This window comes from Streptomyces sp. NPDC097107, from assembly GCF_044762405.1.
In the GTDB taxonomy this organism is placed as follows: domain Bacteria; phylum Actinomycetota; class Actinomycetes; order Streptomycetales; family Streptomycetaceae; genus Streptomyces; species Streptomyces thinghirensis.
Window position 1 is genome coordinate 522,768 of sequence record NZ_JBIWEF010000005.1, and the last position, 24,501, is coordinate 547,268.

The 24,501-nt window shown below is 70.3% G+C and carries 18 protein-coding genes and 1 pseudogene; 12 read left to right on the forward strand and 7 right to left on the reverse strand.

What is annotated here, in order from left to right; genetic code table 11:
- Positions 1–16 precede the first annotated feature (16 nt).
- Positions 17–1,417 carry an 8-oxoguanine deaminase gene (locus ACIQ1J_RS15095; protein WP_403557136.1) on the forward strand — a complete coding sequence of 467 codons (1,401 nt, stop codon included), beginning with the start codon at positions 17–19 and terminating at the stop codon, positions 1,415–1,417.
- A gap of 274 nt (positions 1,418–1,691) precedes the next feature.
- Positions 1,692–3,077 carry a nucleobase:cation symporter-2 family protein gene (locus ACIQ1J_RS15100; protein WP_403557137.1) on the forward strand — a complete coding sequence of 462 codons (1,386 nt, stop codon included), beginning with the start codon at positions 1,692–1,694 and terminating at the stop codon, positions 3,075–3,077.
- A 234-nt stretch (positions 3,078–3,311) separates the two neighbouring features.
- On the opposite strand, the gene ACIQ1J_RS15105 is transcribed toward ACIQ1J_RS15100, so the two are convergent.
- Genes ACIQ1J_RS15105 through ACIQ1J_RS15120 form a run of 4 tightly spaced genes read right to left on the reverse strand, consistent with a single transcriptional unit; the run spans position 3,312 to position 6,337 of the window.
- On the reverse strand, positions 3,312–3,734 hold the full coding sequence (locus tag ACIQ1J_RS15105) for an acyl-CoA thioesterase (RefSeq protein ID WP_403557138.1): 423 nt from the start codon (positions 3,732–3,734) through the stop codon (positions 3,312–3,314).
- Positions 3,735–3,791: 57 nt separating this feature from the next.
- Positions 3,792–4,463, reverse strand: a complete 672-nt coding sequence (locus tag ACIQ1J_RS15110; RefSeq protein ID WP_403557139.1) for a hypothetical protein — start codon at positions 4,461–4,463, stop codon at positions 3,792–3,794.
- 55 nt (positions 4,464–4,518) lie between these two features.
- Positions 4,519–5,118, reverse strand: a complete 600-nt coding sequence (locus ACIQ1J_RS15115; RefSeq protein WP_403557140.1) for a histidine phosphatase family protein — start codon at positions 5,116–5,118, stop codon at positions 4,519–4,521.
- A 10-nt stretch (positions 5,119–5,128) separates the two neighbouring features.
- Entirely contained in the window at positions 5,129–6,337 is a 1,209-nt protein-coding gene (locus ACIQ1J_RS15120; RefSeq protein WP_403557141.1) for a pyridoxal phosphate-dependent aminotransferase, read from the reverse strand.
- Between the two features lie 88 nt (positions 6,338–6,425).
- On the opposite strand from ACIQ1J_RS15120, the gene ACIQ1J_RS15125 reads away from it, so the two are divergent.
- Positions 6,426–7,067 carry a winged helix-turn-helix transcriptional regulator gene (locus ACIQ1J_RS15125; protein ID WP_403557142.1) on the forward strand — a complete coding sequence of 214 codons (642 nt, stop codon included), beginning with the start codon at positions 6,426–6,428 and terminating at the stop codon, positions 7,065–7,067.
- A gap of 311 nt (positions 7,068–7,378) precedes the next feature.
- On the opposite strand, the gene ACIQ1J_RS15130 is transcribed toward ACIQ1J_RS15125, so the two are convergent.
- The 3 genes from ACIQ1J_RS15130 to ACIQ1J_RS15140 form a co-directional block, all read right to left on the reverse strand.
- Entirely contained in the window at positions 7,379–8,182 is an 804-nt protein-coding gene (locus ACIQ1J_RS15130; protein WP_403557143.1) for a hypothetical protein, read from the reverse strand.
- On the reverse strand, positions 8,182–9,447 hold the full coding sequence (locus tag ACIQ1J_RS15135; protein ID WP_403557144.1) for a vWA domain-containing protein: 1,266 nt from the start codon (positions 9,445–9,447) through the stop codon (positions 8,182–8,184). The genes ACIQ1J_RS15130 and ACIQ1J_RS15135 overlap by 1 nt, the downstream gene beginning before the upstream one ends.
- Positions 9,448–9,509: 62 nt before the next feature.
- Positions 9,510–11,009, reverse strand: coding sequence for an IucA/IucC family protein (locus tag ACIQ1J_RS15140; RefSeq protein ID WP_403557145.1), 1,500 nt, complete (start codon positions 11,007–11,009; stop codon positions 9,510–9,512).
- 103 nt (positions 11,010–11,112) lie between these two features.
- Here ACIQ1J_RS15140 and ACIQ1J_RS15145 point away from each other — a divergent pair, with 103 nt between their 5' ends.
- The 9 genes and pseudogenes from ACIQ1J_RS15145 to ACIQ1J_RS15185 all read left to right on the forward strand — a co-directional run bounded on the left by ACIQ1J_RS15145 (position 11,113) and on the right by ACIQ1J_RS15185 (position 24,462).
- Positions 11,113–12,651: an IucA/IucC family protein gene (locus tag ACIQ1J_RS15145; RefSeq protein WP_403557146.1), complete on the forward strand. Its 1,539-nt coding sequence runs from the start codon at positions 11,113–11,115 to the stop codon at positions 12,649–12,651.
- Between the two features lie 192 nt (positions 12,652–12,843).
- Positions 12,844–13,245: an ISAs1 family transposase gene (locus ACIQ1J_RS15150; RefSeq protein WP_403557201.1), complete on the forward strand. Its 402-nt coding sequence runs from the start codon at positions 12,844–12,846 to the stop codon at positions 13,243–13,245.
- Positions 13,246–13,377 (forward strand): annotated as a pseudogene (locus ACIQ1J_RS15155) (IS5/IS1182 family transposase); the annotation flags it as partial. It abuts the gene before it with no gap.
- Positions 13,378–13,768: 391 nt separating this feature from the next.
- Entirely contained in the window at positions 13,769–15,214 is a 1,446-nt protein-coding gene (locus ACIQ1J_RS15160) for an acyl-CoA carboxylase subunit beta (RefSeq protein WP_403557147.1), read from the forward strand.
- A gap of 82 nt (positions 15,215–15,296) precedes the next feature.
- Positions 15,297–15,668, forward strand: coding sequence for a carboxymuconolactone decarboxylase family protein (locus tag ACIQ1J_RS15165; protein ID WP_403557148.1), 372 nt, complete (start codon positions 15,297–15,299; stop codon positions 15,666–15,668).
- A gap of 319 nt (positions 15,669–15,987) precedes the next feature.
- Positions 15,988–17,310 carry an acyltransferase domain-containing protein gene (locus ACIQ1J_RS15170; RefSeq protein WP_403557149.1) on the forward strand — a complete coding sequence of 441 codons (1,323 nt, stop codon included), beginning with the start codon at positions 15,988–15,990 and terminating at the stop codon, positions 17,308–17,310.
- A complete protein-coding gene (locus ACIQ1J_RS15175) occupies positions 17,307–22,091 on the forward strand; it encodes an SDR family oxidoreductase (RefSeq protein ID WP_403557150.1) in 4,785 nt (1,594 codons plus the stop codon). The genes ACIQ1J_RS15170 and ACIQ1J_RS15175 overlap by 4 nt, the downstream gene beginning before the upstream one ends.
- Before the next feature lie 89 nt (positions 22,092–22,180).
- Positions 22,181–23,035: an SDR family NAD(P)-dependent oxidoreductase gene (locus ACIQ1J_RS15180; protein ID WP_403557202.1), complete on the forward strand. Its 855-nt coding sequence runs from the start codon at positions 22,181–22,183 to the stop codon at positions 23,033–23,035.
- Positions 23,036–23,058: 23 nt separating this feature from the next.
- Positions 23,059–24,462 (forward strand): wax ester/triacylglycerol synthase domain-containing protein, encoded by a 1,404-nt coding sequence (locus ACIQ1J_RS15185; RefSeq protein ID WP_403557151.1) that lies wholly within the window; start codon positions 23,059–23,061, stop codon positions 24,460–24,462.
- Positions 24,463–24,501: the final 39 nt, after the last annotated feature.

Genomic DNA, 24,501 nt, shown 5'->3' on the forward strand with positions numbered 1-24,501 from the left:
AAGAGAAGGAAGCAGCATGGCAGCATCATCGGCAGCCGAGCGCGTGGCCGAGCGCGTGGTCATCGAGAACTGCGCGATCGCCACGGTGGACGCGGGCGACACCGAGATCGCCTCGGGCCACCTGGTACTCGCCGGCAACAGGATCGAGTCCGTCGGCGCGGGACAGGCACCCCAGGGCCTCGAGAACGTGGTCCGCCGGATCGACGCGACCGGCCACCTGGTCACGCCCGGCCTGGTCAACACCCATCACCACTTCTACCAGTGGCTCACCCGGGGCCTGGCCACCGACCACAACCTCTTCAACTGGCTGGTCGCGCTCTACCCGACCTGGGCGCGCATCGACGAGCCGATGGCGTACGCGGCGGCCCAGGGCTCCCTCGCGATGATGGCCCGCGGCGGCGTCACCACCGCCATGGACCACCACTACGTCTTCCCGCAGGGCTCCGGCGACCTGTCCGGCGCGATCATCCGCGCCGCCCGTGAGATGGGTGTCCGCTTCACCCTGGCCCGCGGTTCCATGGACCGCGGCGAGTCCGACGGCGGGCTGCCGCCGGACTTCGCGGTGGAGAGCCTGGACGGCGCGCTCGCCGCCACCGAGGCCACCGTCAAGGAGCACCACGACTCCTCCTTCGACGCGATGACCCAGGTCTCCGTCGCCCCCTGCTCCCCGTTCTCCGTCTCCACCGAACTGATGCGCCAGGGCGCGGAGCTGGCCCGTCGGCTCGGCGTGCGGCTGCACACCCACGGCTCGGAGACCGTGGAGGAGGAGAAGTTCTGCCACGAGCTGTTCGGCATGGGCCCGACCGACTACTTCGAGTCCACGGGCTGGCTCGGCGAGGACGTGTGGATGGCGCACTGCGTCCACATGAACGACTCCGACATCGCCGCCTTCGCCCGCACGAAGACCGGCGTCGCGCACTGCCCGTCCTCCAACGCGCGACTGGCAGCCGGCATCGCCCGCGTCCCCGACATGCTCGACGCCGGCGTACCGGTCGGCCTCGGCGTCGACGGCACCGCCTCCAACGAGTCCGGCGAACTCCACACCGAACTGCGCAACGCCCTGCTCATCAACCGCCTCGGAGCCCATCGCGAGGCCGCGCTGAACGCCCGCAAGGCGCTGCGGCTGGGCACCCACGGCGGCGCCCAGGTCCTGGGCCGGGCCGCCGAGACCGGCTCGCTGGAGCCGGGCAAGCTGGCCGACCTGGTGCTGTGGAGGATGGACACCCTCGCCCACTCCTCCATCGCCGACCCGGTGACCGCCCTGGTCCTCGGCGCCGCGGCCCCGGTCACGGCGTCGTTCGTGAACGGCCGCCAGATCGTCGAGAACGGCCGGCTGCTCACGGTCGACGAGGACGCCATCGCCCGCTCCACCCGGGACGAGGCGCGGCGCCTGGCGCGGATCGCGGCGCAGGGCTGACGACCGGGCAGCCGGTCCGCCGGCCTGCCGGAGTCACCCTCGTACAACTGAACACCACTAGATCTCCGGCCGGGAGGGACGGCTTCCGGCCGGTAGCCGTGGACCCGAGCGGGGTCCATGGCGGCCGTCTCCGGGGCGTGCGCCCATGCGCACGCCCCCGGAGCGGTCACCGTTTCCCCGAACGGCCCGTCACGGTCCCGCACGACCACCACCAGCACCACCTCCCTGACACCCGCGTCAGAGCCGACGTGTACCCGACCGGAGGAACGCCGCCGTGGCCGACCACCCTGTTGACGAGAAACTCCCGCCACTGAAAATGGCGACGACCGGCCTGCAGCACGTGGCCGCCATGTACGCCGGAGTCGTCGCACCACCCCTGATCGTCGGTGCGGCCATCGGCCTCACCGCCACCGAACTGACCTTCCTCACCGGCGCCTGCCTGTTCACCGCCGGCCTCGCCACCTTCCTCCAGACGCTCGGCATCTGGAAGATCGGTGCCCGGCTGCCCTTCGTCAACGGCGTCACCTTCGCCGGTGTCGCCCCCATGACCGCGATCGTCGCTTCCACCGAGGACAAGTCCGACGCGCTGCCGATCATCTTCGGCGCCGTCATCGTCGCCGGACTCCTCGGATTCATCGCGGCCCCCTTCTTCAGCAAGGCGATCCGCTTCTTCCCACCGGTCGTCACCGGCACGGTCATCACGCTCATAGGCATCTCCCTGCTGCCGGTGGCCTTCGGCTGGGCGCAGGGCGCCAGTCCGGAGGCCGACGACTTCGGGTCCGCGACCAACCTGGGCCTGGCCGCCATCACCCTGGTCATCGTCCTTGTGCTGCGCCGCTTCACCCGCGGGTTCGTCAAGCAGATCGCCGTGCTGCTCGGCCTCGTCGCGGGCACGCTCATCGCCATCCCGTTCGGCGTCACGGACTTCGGGCCGGTCGCGGACGCGAGCGTCGTCGGCTTCCCGACGCCGTTCCACTTCGGCGCCCCGCAGTTCCAGCTCGCCGCGATCCTCTCCATGTGCGTGGTGATGGTGGTCTCGATGACCGAGTCCACCGCCGACATGCTCGCCCTGGGCGAGATCGTGGACCGCAAGGCCGACGAGAAGACCATCGCGGCCGGCCTGCGCGCCGACACCCTCGGCTCGGCGGTCAGCCCGCTGTTCAACGGCTTCATGTGCAGCGCCTTCGCCCAGAACATCGGCCTCGTCGCGATGACGAAGATCCGCAGCCGTTACGTCGTCGCCGCGGGCGGCGGCTTCCTGGTCCTGATGGGCCTGTGTCCGATGGCCGCCTCGCTCATCGCCGTCGTGCCCCGCCCGGTCCTCGGCGGTGCCGGCGTGGTCCTCTTCGGTTCCGTCGCGGCCAGCGGCATCCAGACCCTGGTCCGGGCGAGCCTGGACAAGGACAACAACGTCCTGATCGTGGCGGTGTCCCTGGCCGTCGGCATCATCCCGATCGCGGCGCCGGAGTTCTACCACTCGTTCCCGGAGAACGCGAAGATCATCCTCGACTCGGGCATCTCGACCGGCTGTGTGGCCGCCGTCCTGCTCAACCTGATCTTCAACCACATCGGCCAGGGACGGGAGGCGGAGGAAGTGACCCATCCCATGGAAGCGGGGGAGGAGATCACCGGGGCGTCCCGAGCCGCGGCCACGCCGTGAGCCCGGGGGCCTTAGACCCGCGGGTCGGCGCCTTGCCGAGAGGCGCCGACCCGCACACGTCACCGCCCCCGCCCGCCGTGCCGACTGGTACCCCTCGGCCGCGGCCAGCACGGTCGCCGAACCCGCCGAAGATCGAGTACGAACACTCGCACCGGTGGCTCAGCATTCGCACCGGTCGCCGCTACGACCCCGAGCACCGCCCCGAACTGCTGGACGCCTGAGCGCCACGCCGAGTCACAGACCGAACAGGCCGGGCTGAGCCGCCAGTTCCCTGAACCGCTGCCGTGGATCGGGCACCAGTTCGCGGGCGCCGAGATCCATGAGCCCGCCGACGCCCTCGACCTCGGCCGCCACCGTGCCGTCCGCCTTGCGGATGACCTGCCGGATGCGGAACGTCTTGCCCTCGCCCCACTCGAACGCGCAGGTCACCTCGACCTCGTCGCCCGCGAGCAGTTCCCGGCGGAAGCGGATGGTCGTCTCCAGGGCCACGGGCCCCACGCCGCGGGCGACCAGGTCGGCCTGCCGGATCCCGGCCGCCCGGAGCAACGACCAGCGGGCGTGCTCCGCGTAGTTCAGGTACACGGCCTGGTTCAGGTGGCCCTGGGTGTCGGTCTCGTACCCGCGGACGGTCACCGGCACGGAAAACGGCTCGCTCACCGCTACTGCCTCTCCTCGTGAACATGCTGACGCCCGATCCTGGCACGGCCGCGTCCGTCACACCTTGCGCGGGGACGCCAGCAGATAACGCACCCTGGTCCGTGGCTCCGTGTACTCACCGACCTGCCAGCCCGCGCCCTCCAGAGCCGCCCCGCAGCCCCGCAGGGCGGTGCCGTCGGGCCCGTACACGGCGACGGCCTCCGGCTGCGGTGTCGCGCGCACCCGGTACCCGTCACCGCCGTCCGGACCGGCCGGACGGTGTCCAGCCGCCTCCAGGGCGAGCGCGGCGGCCTGCACGAGGTGCGTCCGCTCCCACCCGCAGGGCCGGTCCGTGCTCCCGTCGGAACGCGTCATCCGGCGCAGCTCCAGCAGCCCCTGCCAGGCGCTGCGCACCTCACGCAGCCGCGCCGGCACGGCGTCGCCCGGCACGGCGTCCTCCCCGCCCACCCGCGCGGCGAACACCCCACCGGCGGACGGCGCGGCGGACGGTGCCGCGGGCTCGGTCGTCGCGGGCTCGGTCGTCGTGGGTGTCCGGGCGTCGGCGGGGGGCTCCCGTATCCGATGCCCGGCCGGCGTCAGGAAGTGGTCGTGCGGCGGGCGCGGATGCCGGAAGGCGAGCCCCCGCTTCACCAGCGCCGCGAGCTGCGCCTCCGTCCCCTTCAGGCGCCCGGTCGCGGGGTCGGCGGCGTCGATGACACGCCGCTGCGCGGCGGTGGGCGACAGTGCCACGGCGTCCTCCCTCCCTGATCGGTGCCGCCGGTGAGAACGGCGACTCCCCAGAAGGCTAGGACGGAGGTCTGACATTCCACGCGGCGATCACCGGCCGCCCGTGCTCGGTACCCAGCCGGCACAGCGTCCCCGTGCCCAACTGGAACAGGGCGCCGTCCGATGCCGGAAGTCCCAGGTGCCGCGCGGTCAGCACCCGCAGGAAGTGCCCGTGTGCCACCAGCACCACGCACCCCTCGGTGTTCGCGAACGCGGCCTCCACCTTGGCCAGCACCCGGTCGGCCCGCTCCCCGACCTGCTCCGGAGTCTCCCCGGGGTGGTCCGGCGGCCCGGCCGTGACCCCGTCCGTGAACAGGAACCAGTCCGGCCGGCTCCGGTGGATCTCGACCGTCGTGATCCCCTCGTACCCGCCGTAGTCCCACTCGTGCAGATCCGGTTCGACGCGCACCCCGTGCAGCCCGATCAGCTCCGCCGTCTCCCGGGCCCGCTGGAACGGGCTGACGAAAGCGGCCCCGATCCGATGCGACCGGATCAGCGGTACGAGGCCCCGAGCCTGCTCCCGCCCGTTCTCGGTCAGCGGCACGTCCGTCAGCCCGGTGTGCCGCCCGGACCGTGACCACTCGGTCTCACCGTGCCGGACCAGAAAGAGATCACCCATGCCGCCCAGGCTACTGCCGGTACCCGCCCAGGAACCGTCCGATCCGTCCGATGGCGGCCTCCAGGTCGTCCGCGTGGGGCAGGGTCAGGATGCGGAAGTGGTCGGGGGAGGGCCAGTTGAAGCCGGTGCCCTGGACCACCTGGATCTTCTCCCGCAGCAGCAGGTCCAGGACGAACCGTTCGTCGTCGTGGATCCTGTGCACCTTCGGGTCGATACGCGGGAACGCGTACAGCGCGCCCTTCGGCTTCACGCACGACACACCCGGGATCTCGTTCAGCTTCTCCCAGGCCACGTCCCGCTGCTCGCGCAGCCGCCCGCCCACAGCCGTCAGCTCGCGGATCGACTGGCGGCCGCCGAGCGCCGCCTGGATGGCGTACTGGGCGGGCGCGTTGGCGCACAGACGCATGGAGGCCAGCATGGTCAGGCCTTCCAGGTAGTCGCGCGCGTGCTGCCGCGGTCCCGTGACCACCAGCCAGCCGGAGCGGAAGCCCGCCACCCGGTAGGTCTTGGACAGGCCGCAGAAGGTCAGGACCACCAGGTCGGGGGCGAGCGCGGCGGCCGAGTGGTGCACGGCGTCGTCGTACAGGATCTGGTCGTAGATCTCGTCGGCGAAGACCATCAGGCCGTGCCGGCGGGCGAGGTCGAGGACGCCCTCGACGATCTCCTTCGGGTAGACGGCGCCGGTGGGGTTGTTGGGGTTGATGATGACGACCGCCTTGGTGCGGTCGGTGATCTTCGACTCCATGTCGGCCAGGTCCGGGTACCACTCCGCCTGCTCGTCGCACAGGTAGTGGACCGCCTTGCCGCCCGCGAGGGTCGTCACCGCCGTCCAGAGGGGGAAGTCGGGGGCGGGGATCAGGATCTCGTCGCCGTCGTCCAGCAGGGCCTGTACGGCCATGGAGACCAGTTCCGAGACGCCGTTGCCGAGGAAGACGTCGTCCACGTCGACCTCCAGACCGAGGGCCTGGTAGCGCTGGGCGACGGCCCGGCGGGCGGAGAGGACACCGCGCGAGTCGGTGTATCCGTGCGCCCGCGGCAGCATTCGGATCATGTCCTGGAGGATCTCCTCCGGCGCCTCGAAGCCGAAGAGCGCCGGGTTGCCGGTGTTCAGGCGCAGCACGCTGTGCCCCGCCTCCTCCAGCGCGTTGGCCTGCTCGATGACCGGGCCGCGGATCTCGTAACAGACCTCGCTGAGCTTGTTCGACTGCCGGAACTCCATTGCGGCGCTTCCCCTCCGGTATCTGGTGTTGCTTGGTTTTACCAAGCAGGAGCTTGGAAAGTCCAACAACTTGTCTACACTGCGTCGCATGTCACCTCGCCGAAGCTACGACCAGTACTGTTCCGCCGCCCGCGCGCTCGACGCCGTCGGCGACCGCTGGACCCTGCTGATCGTCCGGGAGCTGCTGGCCGGTCCGCGGCGCTACACCGACCTGCACGCCGACCTGCCCGGTGTCAGCACGGACGTACTCGCCTCGCGGCTGAAGGACATGGAGCGCGACGGCCTGACGACCCGGCGCCGGCTGCCCCCGCCCGGAGCGGCGTACGTATACGAACTGACCGCACGCGGGGGCGAGTTGCTGCCGGTACTGGAGGCTCTCGGCGCGTGGGGCGCCGGCGAGCTGGGGGAGCGGAGGCCGACGGACGCCCTGCGGGCGCACTGGTTCGCGCTCCCCCTGCGGCGGGCCCTGCGGGAGGCCGGGGTGGAGGAGGGGCTGGTCGAGGTCCGGCTCGAGGAGGGGAACTTCCACCTCTATGCGGGCGGGGGCGGGGAAGACCCCGTGTACGGCGACGGGTCCGCGCCGGTGGAGCCCGACGCCCTGCTCGTGCTGGACGCCGGGACCTGCGCCGCGCTCAGCCGTGGGGAGTTCGGCCTTCGGGACGCTGTGCGGAACGGCCGCGTGGCGGTGACCGGCGACGGAAGGGCGGCCAAGGAGCTCCGCGAGGGGTGATTTGGCGGAAGGCCCCAAGGTCCGCAGGCCCCAAGGCCCAAGGCCCAAGGCCCCCAATGCTCCAGGGCTCCAAGCCCCCCGAGGCCGCCCAGGGCCCCAAGGCCCGCAGGCACCCTAGAGCAGCCCCCAGAGCCCCCAATGCCCCAGGGCTCCAAGCCCTCCGAGGCCGCCCAGGGCCCCAGGGCCCCAAGCCCCCGAGGCCCGCCCAGGGCCCCCGGGGGCCTCAAGGCCAAGGGCCCCCGGGGCCCCCAACCCCAAGGGCCCCGGGCCCAGGCCCGCCGGGGGCGGGCCTGGGGGCCTGGCGGGGAGCGTCAGGCTCCCGGCGGCACCCTCCCCGGCCGTCCCGCCCCGCGGGTCAGCGCGTATCCGCCGATGCCCGCCAGTGCGGCCAGCACGCCGCCGATCCCGGTCCACACCCACCGGTCGGACCACCATCCGGAGGACCAGCCGTCCTCGGGCTCGATCGCGGACAGCACGGCGCCGCGTTCCGAGTCGTCCTCGCCCGCGCCGGACTTCACCGCCACGCCCGGCACCAGAGGCTCGGCCAGCGAACCGTCCACCGCCGCCGCGCCGCCCATGTCCTTGGAGTCCACCCGGACCTCGGCCGAGACCGGGACGCCCAGGTCCGGCGTCGGGAGGTTCACCGCCGTCAGCCGGATGTAGTACGTCCCCGGCAGCGGATCGTCGGCCCACGGCTCCGACCAGGCACGGACCGTGCGCAGCACGCAGGCCAGTTCCACGGACGAGGTCCCCGCCGCGGCGGTACGGGACTGCGCGCCGTACTGACAGGCCTGGCGGCGGCGCAGACCGTCGTACACGTCGATCCGCCAGGTCTCGGCGGCGTGCGTCTCGGGCAGCCGCACCGTGGACTTGACGGTGGGGCGCTGCCCGGCGTCGGCCGGGAACGACCAGTACAGGTAGTCACCGGCGGAGCCGTTCGCCGTGGCCCGCTGCCCCTGCTCGATCTCGGTCGCCGTACGGAAGGCCGTGCCCGCCTCGGTCGGCGCACCACTGTCGTCCGACGGGCTCGCGGACGGCGAGGAGTCGGCCGCCGCGGGGGACACGGCGAGCCCGAGCAGCAGCGCCGCGGCGCCCAGCACTCGTGTGAAACGCATCAGTTGGCCCTCCAGACCGCGAACCGCCAGCGCGAGAGCCAGCCCCACAGCAGACCGGCGAGGAACCCGGTCAGGATCAGCGCACCGAGCAGCCACCAGCCGCGCCCCAGGCCGAAGGAGGCCACGTCGCCGGCGTCGCTCGGACCGTCCACGACGTCGACGGTCAGCTCCACCGGCAGTCCGGGCGTGGTCTTCACGCCGGCGGCGACGGAGAAGGAGTTGGTGACCTGGAGGCACACGGTCTCGGCAGGGGCGTCCTCCTCGTCGCTCTCCGCCTTCGGATACCGCAGCCCCGTGGAGAGCACGTCGGTACGGCCGTTGCCGGCCGCCTCGCCCCGCACGATCTCCCGGCCGTGCACCGTCACCGCCCGCAGCAGCACCCCGTAGGAGGGATTCACCGTGCGGTCGGCACCCACGCTCACCGAGGCGCGCAGCTCCTGGCCCGGCTCCACGTCCACCCGGTACCAGCGCTGCCGGCCGAACTCCTCGCGGTCGGTGTACAACCCCGACTTCAGCGTCGGCGCCTTCGCGCACGAATCCGCGCCCTCGGTGGCGACCGGAGTCACCACCGGGTCGGCCGCGCGGTCGACCAACTGGTTGACCTTGTCGGTGAGTTCGTCGGTGTGCTCGACCGAGGTGTACGTCCCGCCGGTCGCCTCGGCGATGCAGCTGAGCTGCTGCCGCATCTTGGCGTTGGGGACCAGACCCAGCGTGTCGATGGTCAGCCCGATGCCCTTGGCGGCGATCTCGCGGGCCACCTCGCACGGGTCGAGCGGGGCGCAGGTGTCCTCGCCGTCACTGATCAGCACGATGCGCTTGGAACCGTCGCCGCCGTCGAGGTCGTCGGCCGCCTGGAGCAGCGCGGGGCCGATCGGCGTCCAGCCGGTGGGCGCAAGCGTCGCCACCGCCGTCTTGGCCTCGGTGCGGTCCAGCGGGCCGACCGGGTAGAGCTGCGCGGTGTCCTCGCAGCCGGTCTTGCGGTCGTCGCCCGGATAGTCGGCGCCCAGGGTCCGGATCCCGAGCCGCACCTCCTCGGGCGTCGCGTCGAGCACCTCGTTGAACGCCTGCTTCGCCGCGGCCATCCGGGTACCGCCGTCGATGTCCCGCGTCCGCATCGAACCGCTGACGTCGAGCACCAGGTCGACCTTCGGCGCGTCCTCGCCCGTGGGTTCACCGGCGGCCGCTCCGGCCGGGAAGGCGATCCCGGCCGTCAGCGCGGCGAGCAGGGCACAGGCACCCGCCGCCAGCCGTGTTCTTGTGATCATCGGCGGATCTTAATGATCGGTGGTGCCGGGTTCCAAAACGAGACCGCGGCGACGCCCCGACTTCATCTCCAGTGCAGTGGATTGGGCAACTCCGCCCACAAATCCCCCGCACTGCCCGACGAAGTACGCATCAGTGTCAGTGCCTTCACCGGCAACGGCTCCCCGCACAGCGGCACGACGTCCGCCGTGCGCGGCAGTTCGCCCACGGCCGCCTCCATCGCGTCCCGCAGCGCCGCACCCGAGCCCGCCGTCGCCGCCAGGGCCCCTCCCACCAACGAGCCGAACAGCTTGCGGCGCAGCACCGGCGGGTCGTCGGTGAGCATCCGGGCGGGCAGGTCCGGGGCGTCGACGCCGTGCCGTGCGAGGCGGGCCGGGCTGACGCGGATGTCGGCCAGGTCGCGGTAGACCAGGCGCAGCGGATCGCCCGCCGGGGACAGCACGACGAGGAGGTTCTGGCCGTGTGCCTCCAGGGCCACGCCCAGTTCCAGCGCGCGCAGTCCGACGGTGAGCGCGAGACGTGCGAAGGAGGCCAGCCACGCCGGGGAGCGGGGCAGCTCGGTGGTCGCCAGCGCGGCCACCGGTACGACGTACTCGCCCGGGGCCGCGTACGCCTGCGGCGACTCGCGCAGCACGGCGGCCAGGTCGGGGGAGTGGGCGGTGGCCGCGCCCAGCGTGCGGGTCACGTGCAGCAGACCGTCCGTGCGGCCCGCCAGATCCTCACCGAACGTCGACAGGGTCGCCGACGCGGCGATCGAGGCGATCGAGATGTCCCGTACGGAGGACGTCAGCCGGGTGCTCAGCGCGGTCTTGACGTGCGGTCCGCCGGGCACGGCGAGCGTGCGCAGGGACATCAGCGGGTGGGCGGCGAGCTGATCGTCGCACGCTCGCTTGAGCACGTGCGCGGCCTGCCACGGATGCACCGGCAGCAGTACATCCGCCCCGTCGCGCAGTTCCCACGGCCACTCGCCCGTCATCAGGCACTCGGCCGCCGGAACCGGCATCAGCCCCAGCCCCACCACCGGCCCGTGCTCGGGCGCGTACGCGAGTTGCTCCGCCACCGAGAAGCCGGGTCGGGAACGGCAGCCGGGGTGGTACGGATGCCCGTCGACCACCCGCTGTTCCCAGGCCCAGTCACTGTCCGGCCACTCGTCCGGGTGATTCTCCCGTCCCGCCCGCGACAGCGCCAACGACGCGACGCCGTGCCCGAGTTCGGCGGCGAGCTTCCCGGAGTGCGGCACGGCGAGGTCCGTCATCAGCCGTGCCGGATCGTCGTACGGGACTTCGTCGAGCCGTACGACGCGGACGTAGTCGTCCGTGCGGTAGGGGTCGGCGGCCGGACCGGCCAGCCGGCGGCCGTCCCGAAGGCGCAGCACCAGTCCCTCCCCGGCGGGCTCCCGGCCGGCGATCCACGGCAGGGGCTCATGGGCGAACGCCCGCCACAGCCGGGACAGCACGGCCGCGCGGGCGCCGGGCAGCCTGGCCGTGAACCGGGCGACCAGACCGGGGCGGACGGCCGCCAGCTCGTCGGCGACCTCGGCCTCTGCGCTGGGGGGACGATGCACGGGCGGGCTCCTCGGGTACGAGTAGGACGTCACGGCACGGGGGCGACGACAGACATACTGATCGTCCCCGCCATCTCCGCCATGGACAGACCGTAGGGAACGAGTGGAACGCGTGGATCTCCTGCCCCCGCCCACCGGCGCCGACGCCGCCTCCCCGGACGACGTCGCGGAACGCGCCGACGCCCATGCGGCGGTGCCGCTGCTGAACTGCCTGCTGCGCGAGGTCGCCGAACCGCTGCCGGGCCCCGGCACCCGGCCGGTGTACCGGCTGCCCGGCGGCAGACTGCTGCGCGTACGCGGAGGCCGGCGCCCCGCGGAGCCGGAGGTGCGCGCGGCGGACGGCTGGCACCGCGTCGGCCACACCGAGCTGGTGAAACTCGTCGCGGAGGAGCTGCGCCGGCACACGGGTCTGCCCAACCACGAACTGCCCACCGAGATGATCGACAGCCGGGACGCGGTGGCCGCGCTGCTGACGGCACGCGCGCGGGCGACCCCGCCCGAGGACCCGTATCTCCGCTCCGAGCAGTCCCTGCTCACCGGCCACACCCACCACCCCGCCCCCAAGGCGCGCGGCGGCGGCCCGCACGCGGGCTGGCTGCCGTACGCGCCCGAGGCGCACGCCCGTTTCACACTGCCGCTGCTCGGCGTGCGCGAGGACACGGTCGTCGACGAGGGCGACACGGCCGCCCTGGACGCGCTGGGTGAGGCCCCGGCCGGCTACCGGCTGCTCCCGGCCCACCCCTGGCAGCTCGACCTGGCCGGAACCGCCCTGGCCCCGGCCCTCGCCGACGGCCGCCTCGTCCGGCTGGGCACGACCGGCTTCCCCACCTGGCCGACGGCCGCGATCCGCACGGTGTACGCCCCCGAGTACCTGCCGGGGCGCGACCTGTTCCTGAAGTTCAGCCTCGACGTGCGCATCACCAACGACATCCGCCGCCTGTGGCGCCACGACCTGATGAGGCTGCGCCGCACCGACACGGCGGTCACCGAGGCCTTCGCCGCCATCGGGTCCCCGGCGGCCTGGCTAGGCGACCGCGGCTACCGCACCGCGGACTTCGCCTTCGAGGAACTGGCCGTCGTGGTCCGCGACGGACTGCGGGACCGCGTCCTGCCCGGCGCGACCCCGCTCCTCGCCGCCGCACTCGTCGAGGGCTTCCCGGGCAGCCCGCTGGCGGGCGCCGCGGACCCGGCGGCCTGGTGGGAGGCCTACCTGGCCGCCGTCGTCCCACCCGTGCTCACCGCCTTCGCCGACGACGGCGTCGTCCTGGAGGCGCACCTGCAGAACACGCTGGTCGCCGTGGACGCGGGCGGCACACCGGTACAGGCCCTGTTCCGGGACGCCGAGGGCGTCAAGCTGCTGCCGGACACCGCCCGGGCGGCCGGCTGGGAACGGCTGGTGTACTGCCTGGTCGTCAACCACCTCTGCGAGATCGCCGCCGCCCTGGCCGGCCACCACCCCGGCCTCGACCCGTGGCCCGCCGCCCGCCGTGCCCTGGCCGGCCACCACGACCTGCCCGAGATCCCGGCCCTCCTCGCCTCGCCCACCCTCCCCGGCAAGACCAACCTCCTGCTGCGCTGGACGGGCGCGGACGGCGCCGACGCCCGTTACCGGCCGCTGCCCAACCCCCTGCTCAGGGCGTGAGTGTCAGCGGCCTGGCTTACCCTGGCCGGTGTGCTGCGCGACGTGACTGCTGTTCGATACGTGACCCCGCTGACGTCAGGCGGCTCCGTCCCCGGAGTCGTCGAGGCCGACGACCTCGGCACCTACCTGGACGACACCGTGGGTGCCTGACTCGCCCGGCACGCCGCCGGCCCTATTGCTGGACCGGTCGCTCTGCGCGGCGTCGTCGTCACCGCCGATGCGATGCACACCCAGCGCGCCCACGCCGAGCACGTCATCACCGCCGGCGGCCACTACCTCCTGGTCGTCAAAGGCAACCAGGAGAAGCTGCGCAAGCAACTGCGGCGCCTGCCCTGGCGGGACATCCCGCTGCAAGCCCGCACCACCGGCGCCGGGCACGGCCGCCGCGAGGTCCGCCGTCTGAAAGTCTGCACCGTCCAGAGCGGCCTGCTCCTCCCGCATGCCGTCCAGGCCATGGAGATCAAGCGCCGCCGCACCCAGCGCATGACCGGCAAGGTCGAGACGAAGACCGTCTACGCGGTCACCAGCCTGCCGCCCGAGCAGGCCAGCCCGGCACAACTCGCCGAACTCGTTCAGGACCATTGGTTCGGTTGAATCATGATGCATTGCCGCCTCGCCCGGGACTACGAGACCAAACCAGCCCACTCCGAAAGCATGATCCGCCTCGCGATGATCTCCAACCTCGCGAAACGAGCAACCGGGCGAAACACCCATAACTTGAAATAGTCCATGAACTGTCATGTCTTCAAGCGGAACGTCCTCTCAAGTTCTCGCTGTTTCTGTTACAGCAGAGGGGTGCTGATGTCCCAGGGATCAGTGAGACGAACCCGCCACGAGGGGTGGTGCCGTTTTCCGCCATTCTACCTAGAGTGTCTTTTTAGATCAGAAGTGGAGAGGTAGCCTGCTAATCGTGATCGGTTTTGATCAATTCACTGAGTGGGAAGATCCGCTAGGGAAATATGAATCCCTACGTGGGCTGCGTCTCCTCTGGATTACACAAGCACCATGCGGAACTCTTCCCGTTGACTGCCCATTTCTTCGGCGTTGAAGGATCCGGCGAGAGGCTGTGCTTGTCGGAGACGGATCGTTGTTCAAGAGGTGTGAGTGAGGAGATCGAATGGTCGGCGTTTCACCGGGACTTTTCCGCCCCCAGGCTCATTCTCCATACGAGCGACTCAGCAGGCTGGTCGACCCGGGTAGTTTATCGGAGTTCGGTAGGGCTGCCCGTGCCAGGCCTTTCAGTGGGCTGCGCGATCGACCGGAGGGGGACGGAGTCGTCACGGGGTCGGCTTCGGTGGACGGTCGGCCTGCTTTCGTGTTCGCCCAGGACAGCTCTTCACTGGGTGGTTCGCTGGGTGAGATCCATGCGCTGAAGATTCAGCAGATCCAACAGCAGGCCCTGCGCAGCCGCAGCCCTGTGATCGGCCTCATCGACTCTGCAGGCGCCCGGATCCAGGAGGGCGTCGACGCATTGGACGGGTACGGCGGCATCTTCCGGCAGAACGTTCTGGCGTCCGGGCGCATACCGCAGATCAGTGTGATCCTTGGGCCCTGTGCCGGGGGTGCCGTGTACTCGCCGGCTCTCACCGACATCATCATCATGCGGCGGGGCCGGGGGCAGATGTTTCTGACCGGCCCGGCGGTGGTCAGGGCGGTCACCGGTGAGGACTTGTCTGCCGAGGAAATCGGTGGGGCGCGGATGCACAGTTACCACTCGGGTCTGGCGCATCTGGTGGCTGAGGACGAGGCGGGGGCGATCGGTCTGGCACGCCGTGTGCTGTCGTACCTACCCGACTCCTCTTGGCATGAACCGCCGTCGGCTCCGCCGAAGGACGCGCAGCGCATGGCCTCGGTTCCGGCCGACCAGCGCAAGGTCTACGACGTGCGGGGTGTGGTGAACGGGGTCGTCGACGCCGAGTCGTTTCTGGAATTGCAACCGCATTTTGCTCCTAATCTTGTCATCGGCTTCGGTCGTATCGAGGGCGAACCGGTCGGCATCGTGGCCAACCAGCCGCTACGACTCGGTGGCGTGCTCGACGCGCGGGCCGGTGACAAAGGCAGCCGCTTCATAAGAATGTGTGACGCCTTCGGGCTGCCGCTGGTCGTTCTGGTCGATACTCCCGGCTTCCTCCCCGGACGGGAACAGGAGAGCGAAGGAATAATCCGCCGTGGAGCGAAACTGTTGTACGCCTTCTCCGAGGCCACCGTGCCGCGCATCACGGTCATCCTGCGCAAGGCGTTCGGCGGGGCCTACATCGCCATGAATTCCAAGTCGCTGGGTGCCGACCACGTATTCTCATGGTCCATCGCGCAGATAGCAGTGATGGGGGCAGAAGGTGCCGTGGCGATCATTCACCGGCGCGAACTGAACGAACAGCCGAACAGGCATGATGAACTGATCGATGAGTACCGGCGCACGGTGATGAACCCGCAGCGCGCTGCGGAGAGTCTCGCTGTTGACGCAATCATCCAGCCGGAGGAGACGCGCGTCGTTGTCGCGGCCGTTCTCGGTAAGATGCGGCGCCGGACTCCGGGATTCCGCCACGACAACCTGCCCCAGTAATCGAATCGTTCGGGAAGCGAGGCAGTCGATGGAAGCGGAAAAAGCAGGGATCGGATGTCGTGACGAGGATTACATTCGTGGATTGGAAACCGCCAACCAGCTCGCCGGCGAGGCAGCCGTTCGGAGATTTCTGGACGAAGTGGAGCCGTTCGGTAACGGTTGCGGACACTTGGTCATCGAGACCGTGTTCGGTGAGTTATACCGCCGTCCCGGACTGAGTCCCCGCGACCGTGAGCTAGTGACGCTGACGGCCCTCGCCGCCATCGGCGACACCGAGAAGGAACTGCTGCTCCACTTGGGAATCGCGCACCGACTGGGCATCTCCCCAGCTGTGGTCGTCGAAGCGTTCGTCCACCTCAGTGCGTACGCGGGATTCCCCAGAACCCTTAACGCCATCGCCGTCGCGAAGTCCTTCTATGCAGACCAGGGCCCGGCGTCGGCCGAAGAGGGGTAGGCCGTACGTCCTCTCATCGGGTCGTGACCAAGAGCGAGGGCGAGGCCGTGAGCGGCAGGACCTCGTGACAAGTGGCGGGGGCGTTCGGCGGCAGCCGGCGGAGGAGATCCGCCCGATGCTCACGGTACGGATGGCCGCCGAGTTGTCCACCGTGGTTCTGGTGCGCCGCCTCCGCGGCATGCCTCCGTCTCAGCGAGGGCTTCGTACCATTCGGGCCGTCGAGCGCGTCTTCGTGGATCCGCTCCGCGGGCGGTCAACACGTCACTTCGTCGGAAATGACCAACCGTATGCTCCGTCCAGTCCAAGAAAGGGCGTTGTCATGACTTCACGCATCGCGGTGCTTTTCCCCGGCCAGGGAGCCTATCTTCCAGGGGTGCTGGCCGAACGTGCGTCGCATTTCCCGGGGGCCATGGAAGTCCTTGAAACTGTCGACAAGGTAGCGGGCGAACACGGGCACGAGCCCATTTCACCCCTTCTCCTGGATCTGGACGCGCCCCCGCTGGAAGATCTCCTGGAGCAGAGCGCCGATAGGCTCGATCTGGCGATCTACGCCATCAACGCTGCCGCCTACGAGATCCTCCTGGGGCTAGGTCTGCGAGCGGATGTCCTGGTCGGTCACAGTTTCGGGGAGTTCGCTGCGCTTTCCGCCGCCGGCGCCGTCTCCGTCGCCGACGTCGCCCGCATGGCGTGCAGCCGCACGGATGCCTTCCACCGAGCGAACCCCGGGGACGGGGGCTTGGTCGCACTCGGCGTTCCAGCGTGGCGTGCCCGCCATATCGTGGGCCTACTCGACGATCCGAACCTCCACCTGGCGATCGACAACGGGCCGGGGCAGACAGTCGTCTCGGGACCGCTGCCCTCACTGGGCAGGGTGGAGGAGCTGGCGGTGGGTCTGGGATTACGCGCCACCCGGCTGCGTGCCGGATACGCCTTTCACAACCCCCTCCTGCACGGCGCCGGTGACATCTTCCGCCGCTCGACTGCCGACGTGAGACTGACCGAGCCCCGTACACCGGTCTTCTCCCCGGTGCTGGGGCGGCATGTGCGCACCGCGCAGGACGCCCGCGACGTGATAGAGCGGAACATGGTGGCGCCGGTACGTTTCTACGACGGACTGCTGTCCCTGTTCCGGGCGGGAACCACCACCTTCGTCGAGGCCGGTGCCCGCCAGGCGCTGACCGGTATCGTCAAGTCGTCGCTGCCCCCCTCCGCGCTCGCGATACCCCTCCTTCCCAGCCGCGGCGACATGGCTCGCGTGAAGAGCTCCGTCACCGAGGCGGGATTCTTTGTCGACTGGGCTCCGCCGGTGAGGGAGGACCGCGGTACGGACGCCGCCGCAAAGACACCAGCGGACCAGGACAAGGCGGCCCAGCCCGAGCCGGAGAAGGAGCCGCTGCCCGACCGGGAGAAGGTGGTCAGGGAGCTGGCCGAGATGTACGCCGAAGAGCTCGGTTTCCCCGTGGAGATGCTCACCGCGGACATAGACATCGAAGCCGACCTCGGAGTGGACTCGATGAAACAACTCGCCCTGTTCCAACGGGTGCGGCGGCAGTACGGAATCGGTGAACCGCCCCCGGAGCACAGGGCCCGGGCGACCACGTTGGACAAGATCGCCGCACTGGTGGAGGAGCAGCTGCGATGAGCACCCCGGACGGAGCCGATCAGCTGATCGCCGTCGTGGGCATGGGCGTCGCGGTGCCCGGGGCCGGCAGCCCGGGGGAACTGTGGCGAACGGTCAACGGATCGCGTGACGTCTTCAGCGAGCCAGGCGACCGCTTCGAGCTGGATCATTTTTGGGCACAGGATCCCCAGGAGACGGACCGGACGTATGCCCGGCGGGCGGGCTACTTGCACGGCTTTCGACCCCATCCCGAGCTGAGGGACGCGGAGGAGAAGGCCGGGGGGCCGAGCCGCGACCAGGCCGCCCGCTGGTTGCGGCACTCACTCCTCCAGGCGCGCACGGGTGTCCGAATCGATCCCGCTTACCGGTGCGGCGCCTACGTCGGTGCCTGGCCGGGCGGCAGCCAGAGCCTCGTCGAATCGATGCTGGTGGAGACCCTGGCGCGATCGGCGCCGGACGAGGTGCAGGGCGAGCGGGTCAGGGCTGCCCTGCTTTCGCACTACCGGCACGCGCTGCCCGTCGAGCAGGCGGCCACCCCCGATGCCGTCGTGCGCCATGCTTTCGAGGGGCTTCCCGAACGCGTGGCCGAGTCCATGGTGATCGACACGGCCTGCGCCTCCTCGCTCTACGCCGTCGATCTCGGCAGCAAGTCCTTGCTCTCCGGCGAGTGCGAGATCGCCTACTGCGGCGGGGTCAACGTCGTCGATCCAACGATGGCGGTCATGTTCGCCAAACTCAGCGGTCTCTCCCCACGCGGACGTGTCCGGGCCTTCACCGGGGTGTCCGACGGCACCTTGTTCAGCGACGGTGCTGGGCTCGTGGCCCTGAAGACCCTGCGGCGAGCGAGGCAGGACGGTGACGCCGTGCTCGGCGTGCTCCTCGGATTCGGCGGTGCCGCGGACGGCCGCGGGAAGTCCATCTCCGCCCCCAATTCCGGGGGCCAGCGGCGATCCATCGAGCGGGCTCGCGCGGTCAACGGTGTCACGGCCGAACAAATCGACTGGGTCGTCGCCCACGGGACCGGCACGCCCGCGGGGGACGGCGTGGAGTCGGAGGTCATCGCGGCGCTCGGGCCCGCCGCCGGCCAGTTGTGCAGCAGCAACAAACCTATGTTCGGGCACACCGGTTGGACTGCTGGCGTCCTTTCCCTCATGCACGCTCTTTTGGCCCTGCGCAATAGCTGGATACCGGCGCAGCTCGGCACCGAGGAGCCCGGCAGCCGACCCAGCGAGGCGAATATCCGTGTCCCGGGCAAGGCCGTACGCTTCGAGCTGCGACAGGATGGGCCCCGAACTGTCGGGGTATCCGCTTTCGGCTTCGGCGGAGCCAACGCCCACCTGTTGGTGAGCGACCCCGTCGACATCGCGGGCCGCCGCTCCGGTCCACCTGCCCTGGCGGACTCAGAGGAACTGGCGCTGGTCGCGTGGTCGGCCCACCTGCCTGGCGAGCCGCCCACCGCTTCGGTACGCGATTGGCTTCGGGGGGCGGCTCCCGCTCCGGCGCCCTGGTTCACCCGGCCCTACCCCGCGCCCTCCCCCAGCGACGTACGGATGTCCAGCCGTACGATTCCGGTCGTCGATCCCTGCCAGCTCATGGCATTGCAGGTCGCGGCCCGCTTCGCCGCCGAACACGGTGAACTCTGGGCGGATGCGCGCGAGACGACCGGGGTGATCGCCGCGCACACCGGTATGCCCAGCGGGCTGCTCGCGACAGCCGTACGCTGCTACGCCCACGACGCCGGCCACTTCGTCGACCGGCAGGAAAGCGACCCGGCGTTCGTCCACACCGCCCGGCAACTGGAGAAGATCCGGCAGCGTCACCCCGCGACGACGGAGGACTCCCAGGCCGGAGTGCTGCCGAATGTCATCGCCTCCCGCATCGCGGCCCGTTACGACCTGCACGGTCCGACCATGGCCGTCGACTCCGGCAGGGACGGCACGCTCACGGCCCTGCGGGTAGCTCACCGGTATCTCAAGACCGGTGAGCTCGACTTGGCCCTGGTCCTCGCGGTCAACGGCAACGGGACACCCGAGAACGCCGTGCTGGCGGGACTCGGGCCCATGGCCTCGGGAGAAGGCGCCTTCCTCCTCGCAGTGACCACCACCGCCACGGCTCGGCAGCGCGAACTGCCTGTTCTCGCCACGCTGTCCTTGGCCATCGGCGACTCGGAGCCGACGCCCGCATCGCATCCCGAGCGCAGTTACCTGGCGGGTGAGCACGCCCTTGCGATCCTGCGCGCTGTGGAGTGCGGTACTTCGCCCGTCAGGCTGGCTGCTCACCATCACGGCGCAGCACTCCTCATCACCCCCGCCCGATCGACAGCTCCCGCAGAACCGGAGCGTCAGCCGGACGAGCGCCTGACGCGCCGCTACAAGCGTGAGCTGGTGGCCGAGCCCGCGCCGCACACCGCGGAGCACTCCACCGGGTCGTCACCGACGCTGCTCCGCCGCGGCGTGGTACTGCTGGCGTCCCCACAGGCAGGCGACCTGGTTCGCGGCGACATCGGCGAAAGCGACTCCCTCGTTCTGGAACTGCCCGCAGAGGGCGCCGCGCCGTTGTCCGCGGAGTCGATGCAGAACATGCTGGACGCCGTTGACACGGCCTCACCGCACCTGACAGTGATCGGTGACCTGAGCGCCATCGGCATGCCACGCGCCCTCGCCCTTCATGACGTCGTCTTCCTCGTCACCCAGCGCCTCATGTCCCGGCGGAAGCCGGAAGGATCACTGGTCGTCCTGATGGGAAACGCACCGGGCGACTCTCCCGTTCACCCCGTCGTCACCCTCTTCGACGGCTTCGTAAAAAGCCTGCGCTGGGAACGCCCCGACACGGTCGCCTTCACCCTCACCAGCGACGAGCCCGTCACGCCGGGGCTGCTCGCCCGCGCTGCACGAGAACGCACCGCCCGCCCCCTGCCCCCGCCGGTCATCTTCCATCTGCAGGGACGGCGCTGGGTCGAGGCGCTGCGGCCGGCACCGCTGACCGAGCCGTTTTCGCCCTCCGCATTGCCCTTGACCAGCGACTCCGTCGGGGTGATCACAGGCGGTGCGGGGGACATCGTCCAAGCCCTGCTTGAAGCCCTGGCCGACCACGCCCGCCCCTCCCTGTGGCTCCTCGGGCGAACGCCGGCGACAATGCCCCCCGAACTGGCCGGGACCGACGACAGCCAGCCGCGGCAAGCGCGCGCGGACCTGATGCGCCGCATCCGCACGGACCGGCCCAACCTGTCACCGCAGGCGGTGGTGGCGCGAGCGGACACCCTACTGAGACAACGCAAGGTACACCTGGCCGTGCAGGCACTGCGGGACCGATTCGGCGAACAGCGCGTGCGGTACATCGCCTGTGACATCCGCAACGAGGAGGCCGTCCAAGAGGCCGTCGGCCAAGTGCTGCGACATGAGGGGCGGGTCGACTTCGTCATCCACGCGGCGGGGCAGGTGGCCTCGACCGCACTGGAGAACAAAGACCTGGAAGGGTTTCGCGCCGCGCGTGACACCAAGGTTCTCGGACGGCTGCACCTCAAGTCCGCGCTGAGCGGACACCAACTGTCCCTGTGGTGCAACATCGGGTCCTACTCGGGGGCAGCGGGGGCGCCCGGTGACACGGACTACGCCTCGGGCAACGCCTATCTGGACGCCGCCGCCGAGACCACCACGGGTTTCAGGGAAATCACCGTCGGTTTCACCATGTGGCGCCAGACCGGTATGGGCGCGGATGCGCTCTTCCAGGAACACGTCGCGCGGCAGGGCCAGTTCACTCCCATCTCGACCGCAGAAGGTACCGCCCAATTCCTCGAGGAGCTCGCGTACGCCCCGCGAACCGGGGGCAGCGCCACCTACCTGGGGCAAGCGGAGCGCGACCGGCTGCGGCGCCACTTCCCCCGCCTCGTCCACGATGAGTCGGCCTCCAGGCCCGGGAGCCGACTACGCCCGTCATGGCGCGGCAGGTTGAAAGCTCAGCGCGGCCAGGGGGAATGGGCCCATTCGATGACGCCGGTGGGGGAAACACACCTCCACGATCATCTGGTCAGCTGCGAAGCGACCGTCCCGGCGACGTTCATCCTGGACCTTGCCGCCCAAGCGGCGGAGGCCCTGGTGCCGGGGGCATGCACTGTCGGATTCCGCGACGCCCGCTTCGACACCTTCATCCGCCCGTTCAGCCGCCGCATACCAGCCCCGCTGCGGATCAAGGCGCATGTGACGCCCGGCCACGACGCACGCGACGGCGTCCCGGCGTCGATCGCGGTGAGTATCCACTCCGATACGGTCGGCCCGGACGGCCTCATGCGCCGGGGAACACTCCGTCACTTCCAGGCAGAGGTGCTGGTGACACGCACACCGCCCGCGTCTCCCCCACGGTGGCAGCCGCCCGCCGGGCCCCTTGGCGTGCCGGCGCGGGATGTCTATGTCGCGCCGCGGGCCCTGGTCTCCTTGAGCGGCCCGTTCGCAAACCTCTCGCGCTGCTCCGTGCGGGACGGTTTCGCGCAGGGCACCTGGACACCGACGATCGCGGGACATCCCGGACTTCGCACTCTGACCACACCGGCTCTCCTCATGTGCGCCGCACTGCGGACGTCCGCTCTGCGCCCCCCCGAGGAACACCACCAACCCATCTTCGTGCCGCGCTCGGTGGCGCGCGTCGACCTGTATACGCAGGGGGCGAACGACCATGACCTGCTGCTCCGTCACGGGCACACGCTGGTCGTGTCCGTCGATGCGGGCGGCATCCACCGAGCCGTGACACCCGAGGGCCGAGTCCTGCTGGAACTTTCCGGCGTGCATCTCGTGGACCTCACGACATGAGTGGACCGGTGGATGAGGGGCGGTGCCTACGCGCGGTCGGGGCAGATGCCCGCCGTCTCGTGAACGATGGGACAAGGACCGTGAGTGACATGACGTGCGTGGTCACAGGCGCGACCTCGGGCATCGGAAAGGAGGTCGCCCGCGGACTCGTCAAAAGGGGCGCACGCCTGGCATTCGTGTGCCGCGACCGGGAGCGGGGGGAGACGACCCTGGCCGAACTGGAAGCCGAGCGGCCCGGCGCGGACGTTCGTATGTTCCTCGCGGACCTCTCCGTACTGGCGGACGTGCGCAGGGTCGCCGTAGAACTGAACGAGCAGCTTCCTCGCCTGGACGTCCTGGTCAACAACGCGGGTACTCATGATCTGCACCCGGTGGTCAGCGCCGACGGCTTCGACCGGATGATCGCCACCAACCACCTGGGTCCGTTCCTGCTCACTTACCTGCTGGCGGATCTGCTGGAGCGGAGTTCGCCCTCACGGATCGTGATGGTGGCCTCCGAATCCCACCGCAGTGTGCTGCGCATCGATCCGGACACGTTCGCCGCCCCCGGATCCTACGGTCCGGTCGGATCCCTGTCCGTCTACGCCCGCTCCAAACTGCTCAACGTACTCGTCACCCAGGAGATCGCACGCAGGTGGACTGGGCGCGGCATCACGGCCAACGCGTTCTGTCCAGGGCTGGTCTCCACCGGACTCGTCAAGAACATACCGATGGGCTCCCGCCTGTTCTCCCTCGTGGAGCGCACCCCGCTCGTCCGAAATTCTCAGGAAGGGGCCGAGTGCGCCCTGAAGCTGGCGTGCGACGCACGGTACGCCTGTCGCAACGGCGGTTTCTACTCCACCACTTTGGGAGCCGCCCTGCTGCCTCCTGCCCCGCACCGGTTCCGGCCCGGCCTCCAGCGCGCGATCTGGGAGCGGTCCGAACAACTGGTGGGCCTGTCGTGACCCGCCCCACCAAGGAGCTTCACATGCGCGACATCACGCCCGAGGCTGCGAACCGCTCCCAGCCAGTCGGCGGGTGGGCCTCGCCCGGCCCCATGAACGGCACGGACACCCTCTTCTGGAGGATGAATGCGAACCCGCTGACGCGCTCCCACGTCACCTGGCTCTGGTACCTCGATCAGGAACCGGACTGGGAATCCTTCCTGGAAGGCTGTAAGTGGATTCTGGCAAAACTTCCCCGCCTGACCCATCGGGTCGTCGACACGCCCGCGCGAGCCGGGACCCCGGCGTGGATCGCGGACCCCGACTTCCGCCTCGCCAGGCACGTCCACAGAATGCGTCTGCCCGATCCGGCAGGGCAGCGCGAGTTGCTCGACCTGGTCGAGTGGCGCAACAGCACGGACTTCGACCTGTTGCACCCTCCGTGGGAGGCCACCCTGGTCGAGGGCTACGAGCGGGGCCGGGCCGCGATCATCCTCAAATGGCACCACAGCATCGGTGACGCGGTCACCATTGTCGCGGCCATGAACAGGCTTTTGCCCGACTCCGTCACGGCCGGCCTTCCCGACCCTGTCCCACCATCGGACGGACGAACAGTTGCCCCGCCACAACCTTCGCTGTCCTGGGCGGCCCGTGGGGTCGTCGACGGCATAAGGGCGGCGGTGCGGGGAGCCGGCCTCATGCTGAGCTCGCCAGGCCGGGCGGGTGAGCGCAGCCGCCTTCTCGGCCGATTCGGCGCCCAGGTGTTCCAGCCGATCGCTTCCTCGCCGCTCCTGCGGGATCGCAGTTCAGCGAGTCGCATCGGCATGGTGACCGTTCCGCTGGCGGACCTGAAGGCCGTAGGCAAGGCCGCCGGCGTGTCCGTTACGTCCGCTTACGTGGCGGCGGTATTGGAAGCGTTCGGCCGCTATCACGAACACCACGGGGTGTTTCGCAGAAGTCTGCCGACGCTGGTGCCGGTGAACATCCGAGAACCGTCCGAGACCGGTGCGGGGAACATCATCGCCTCGGTACGGATAGCCGGACCCATCGGCGACATGTCGGCGCTCGCCCGGATGGCGCGGGTCCATGCCGCGATCACCGAGGCTCGCGACGTGGTGGTCAGGGATGTCTACACCACCCTGGCCGACCTGGGCTCGTGGGTGCCAGGACCGATCCACCAGTGGCTCGTCCCCCCCATGCTGCGCAGCGCCGTCGACCTCGTGGTGACCAGCGTTCCCGGGTTCTCCCGCGACACGTACGCAGCGGGCGCCCGAGTGGTGAACGCCGTGGCCTGGGCCCCCCGCGGCGCTGCCGCGGCCAACATGACGTTGCTCTCGCACGAGGGCACCTGCACGGTCGGGACCAACCTCGACCCCGCTGCGGTTCCTGACACCGACTTCTTCCACCACTGCCTGGAACAGAGCCTGAACGACCTGGCGGGCATCTGACCGCCCCGCGTCCGGCCGTCCACGGCGACGGCGGCGAGA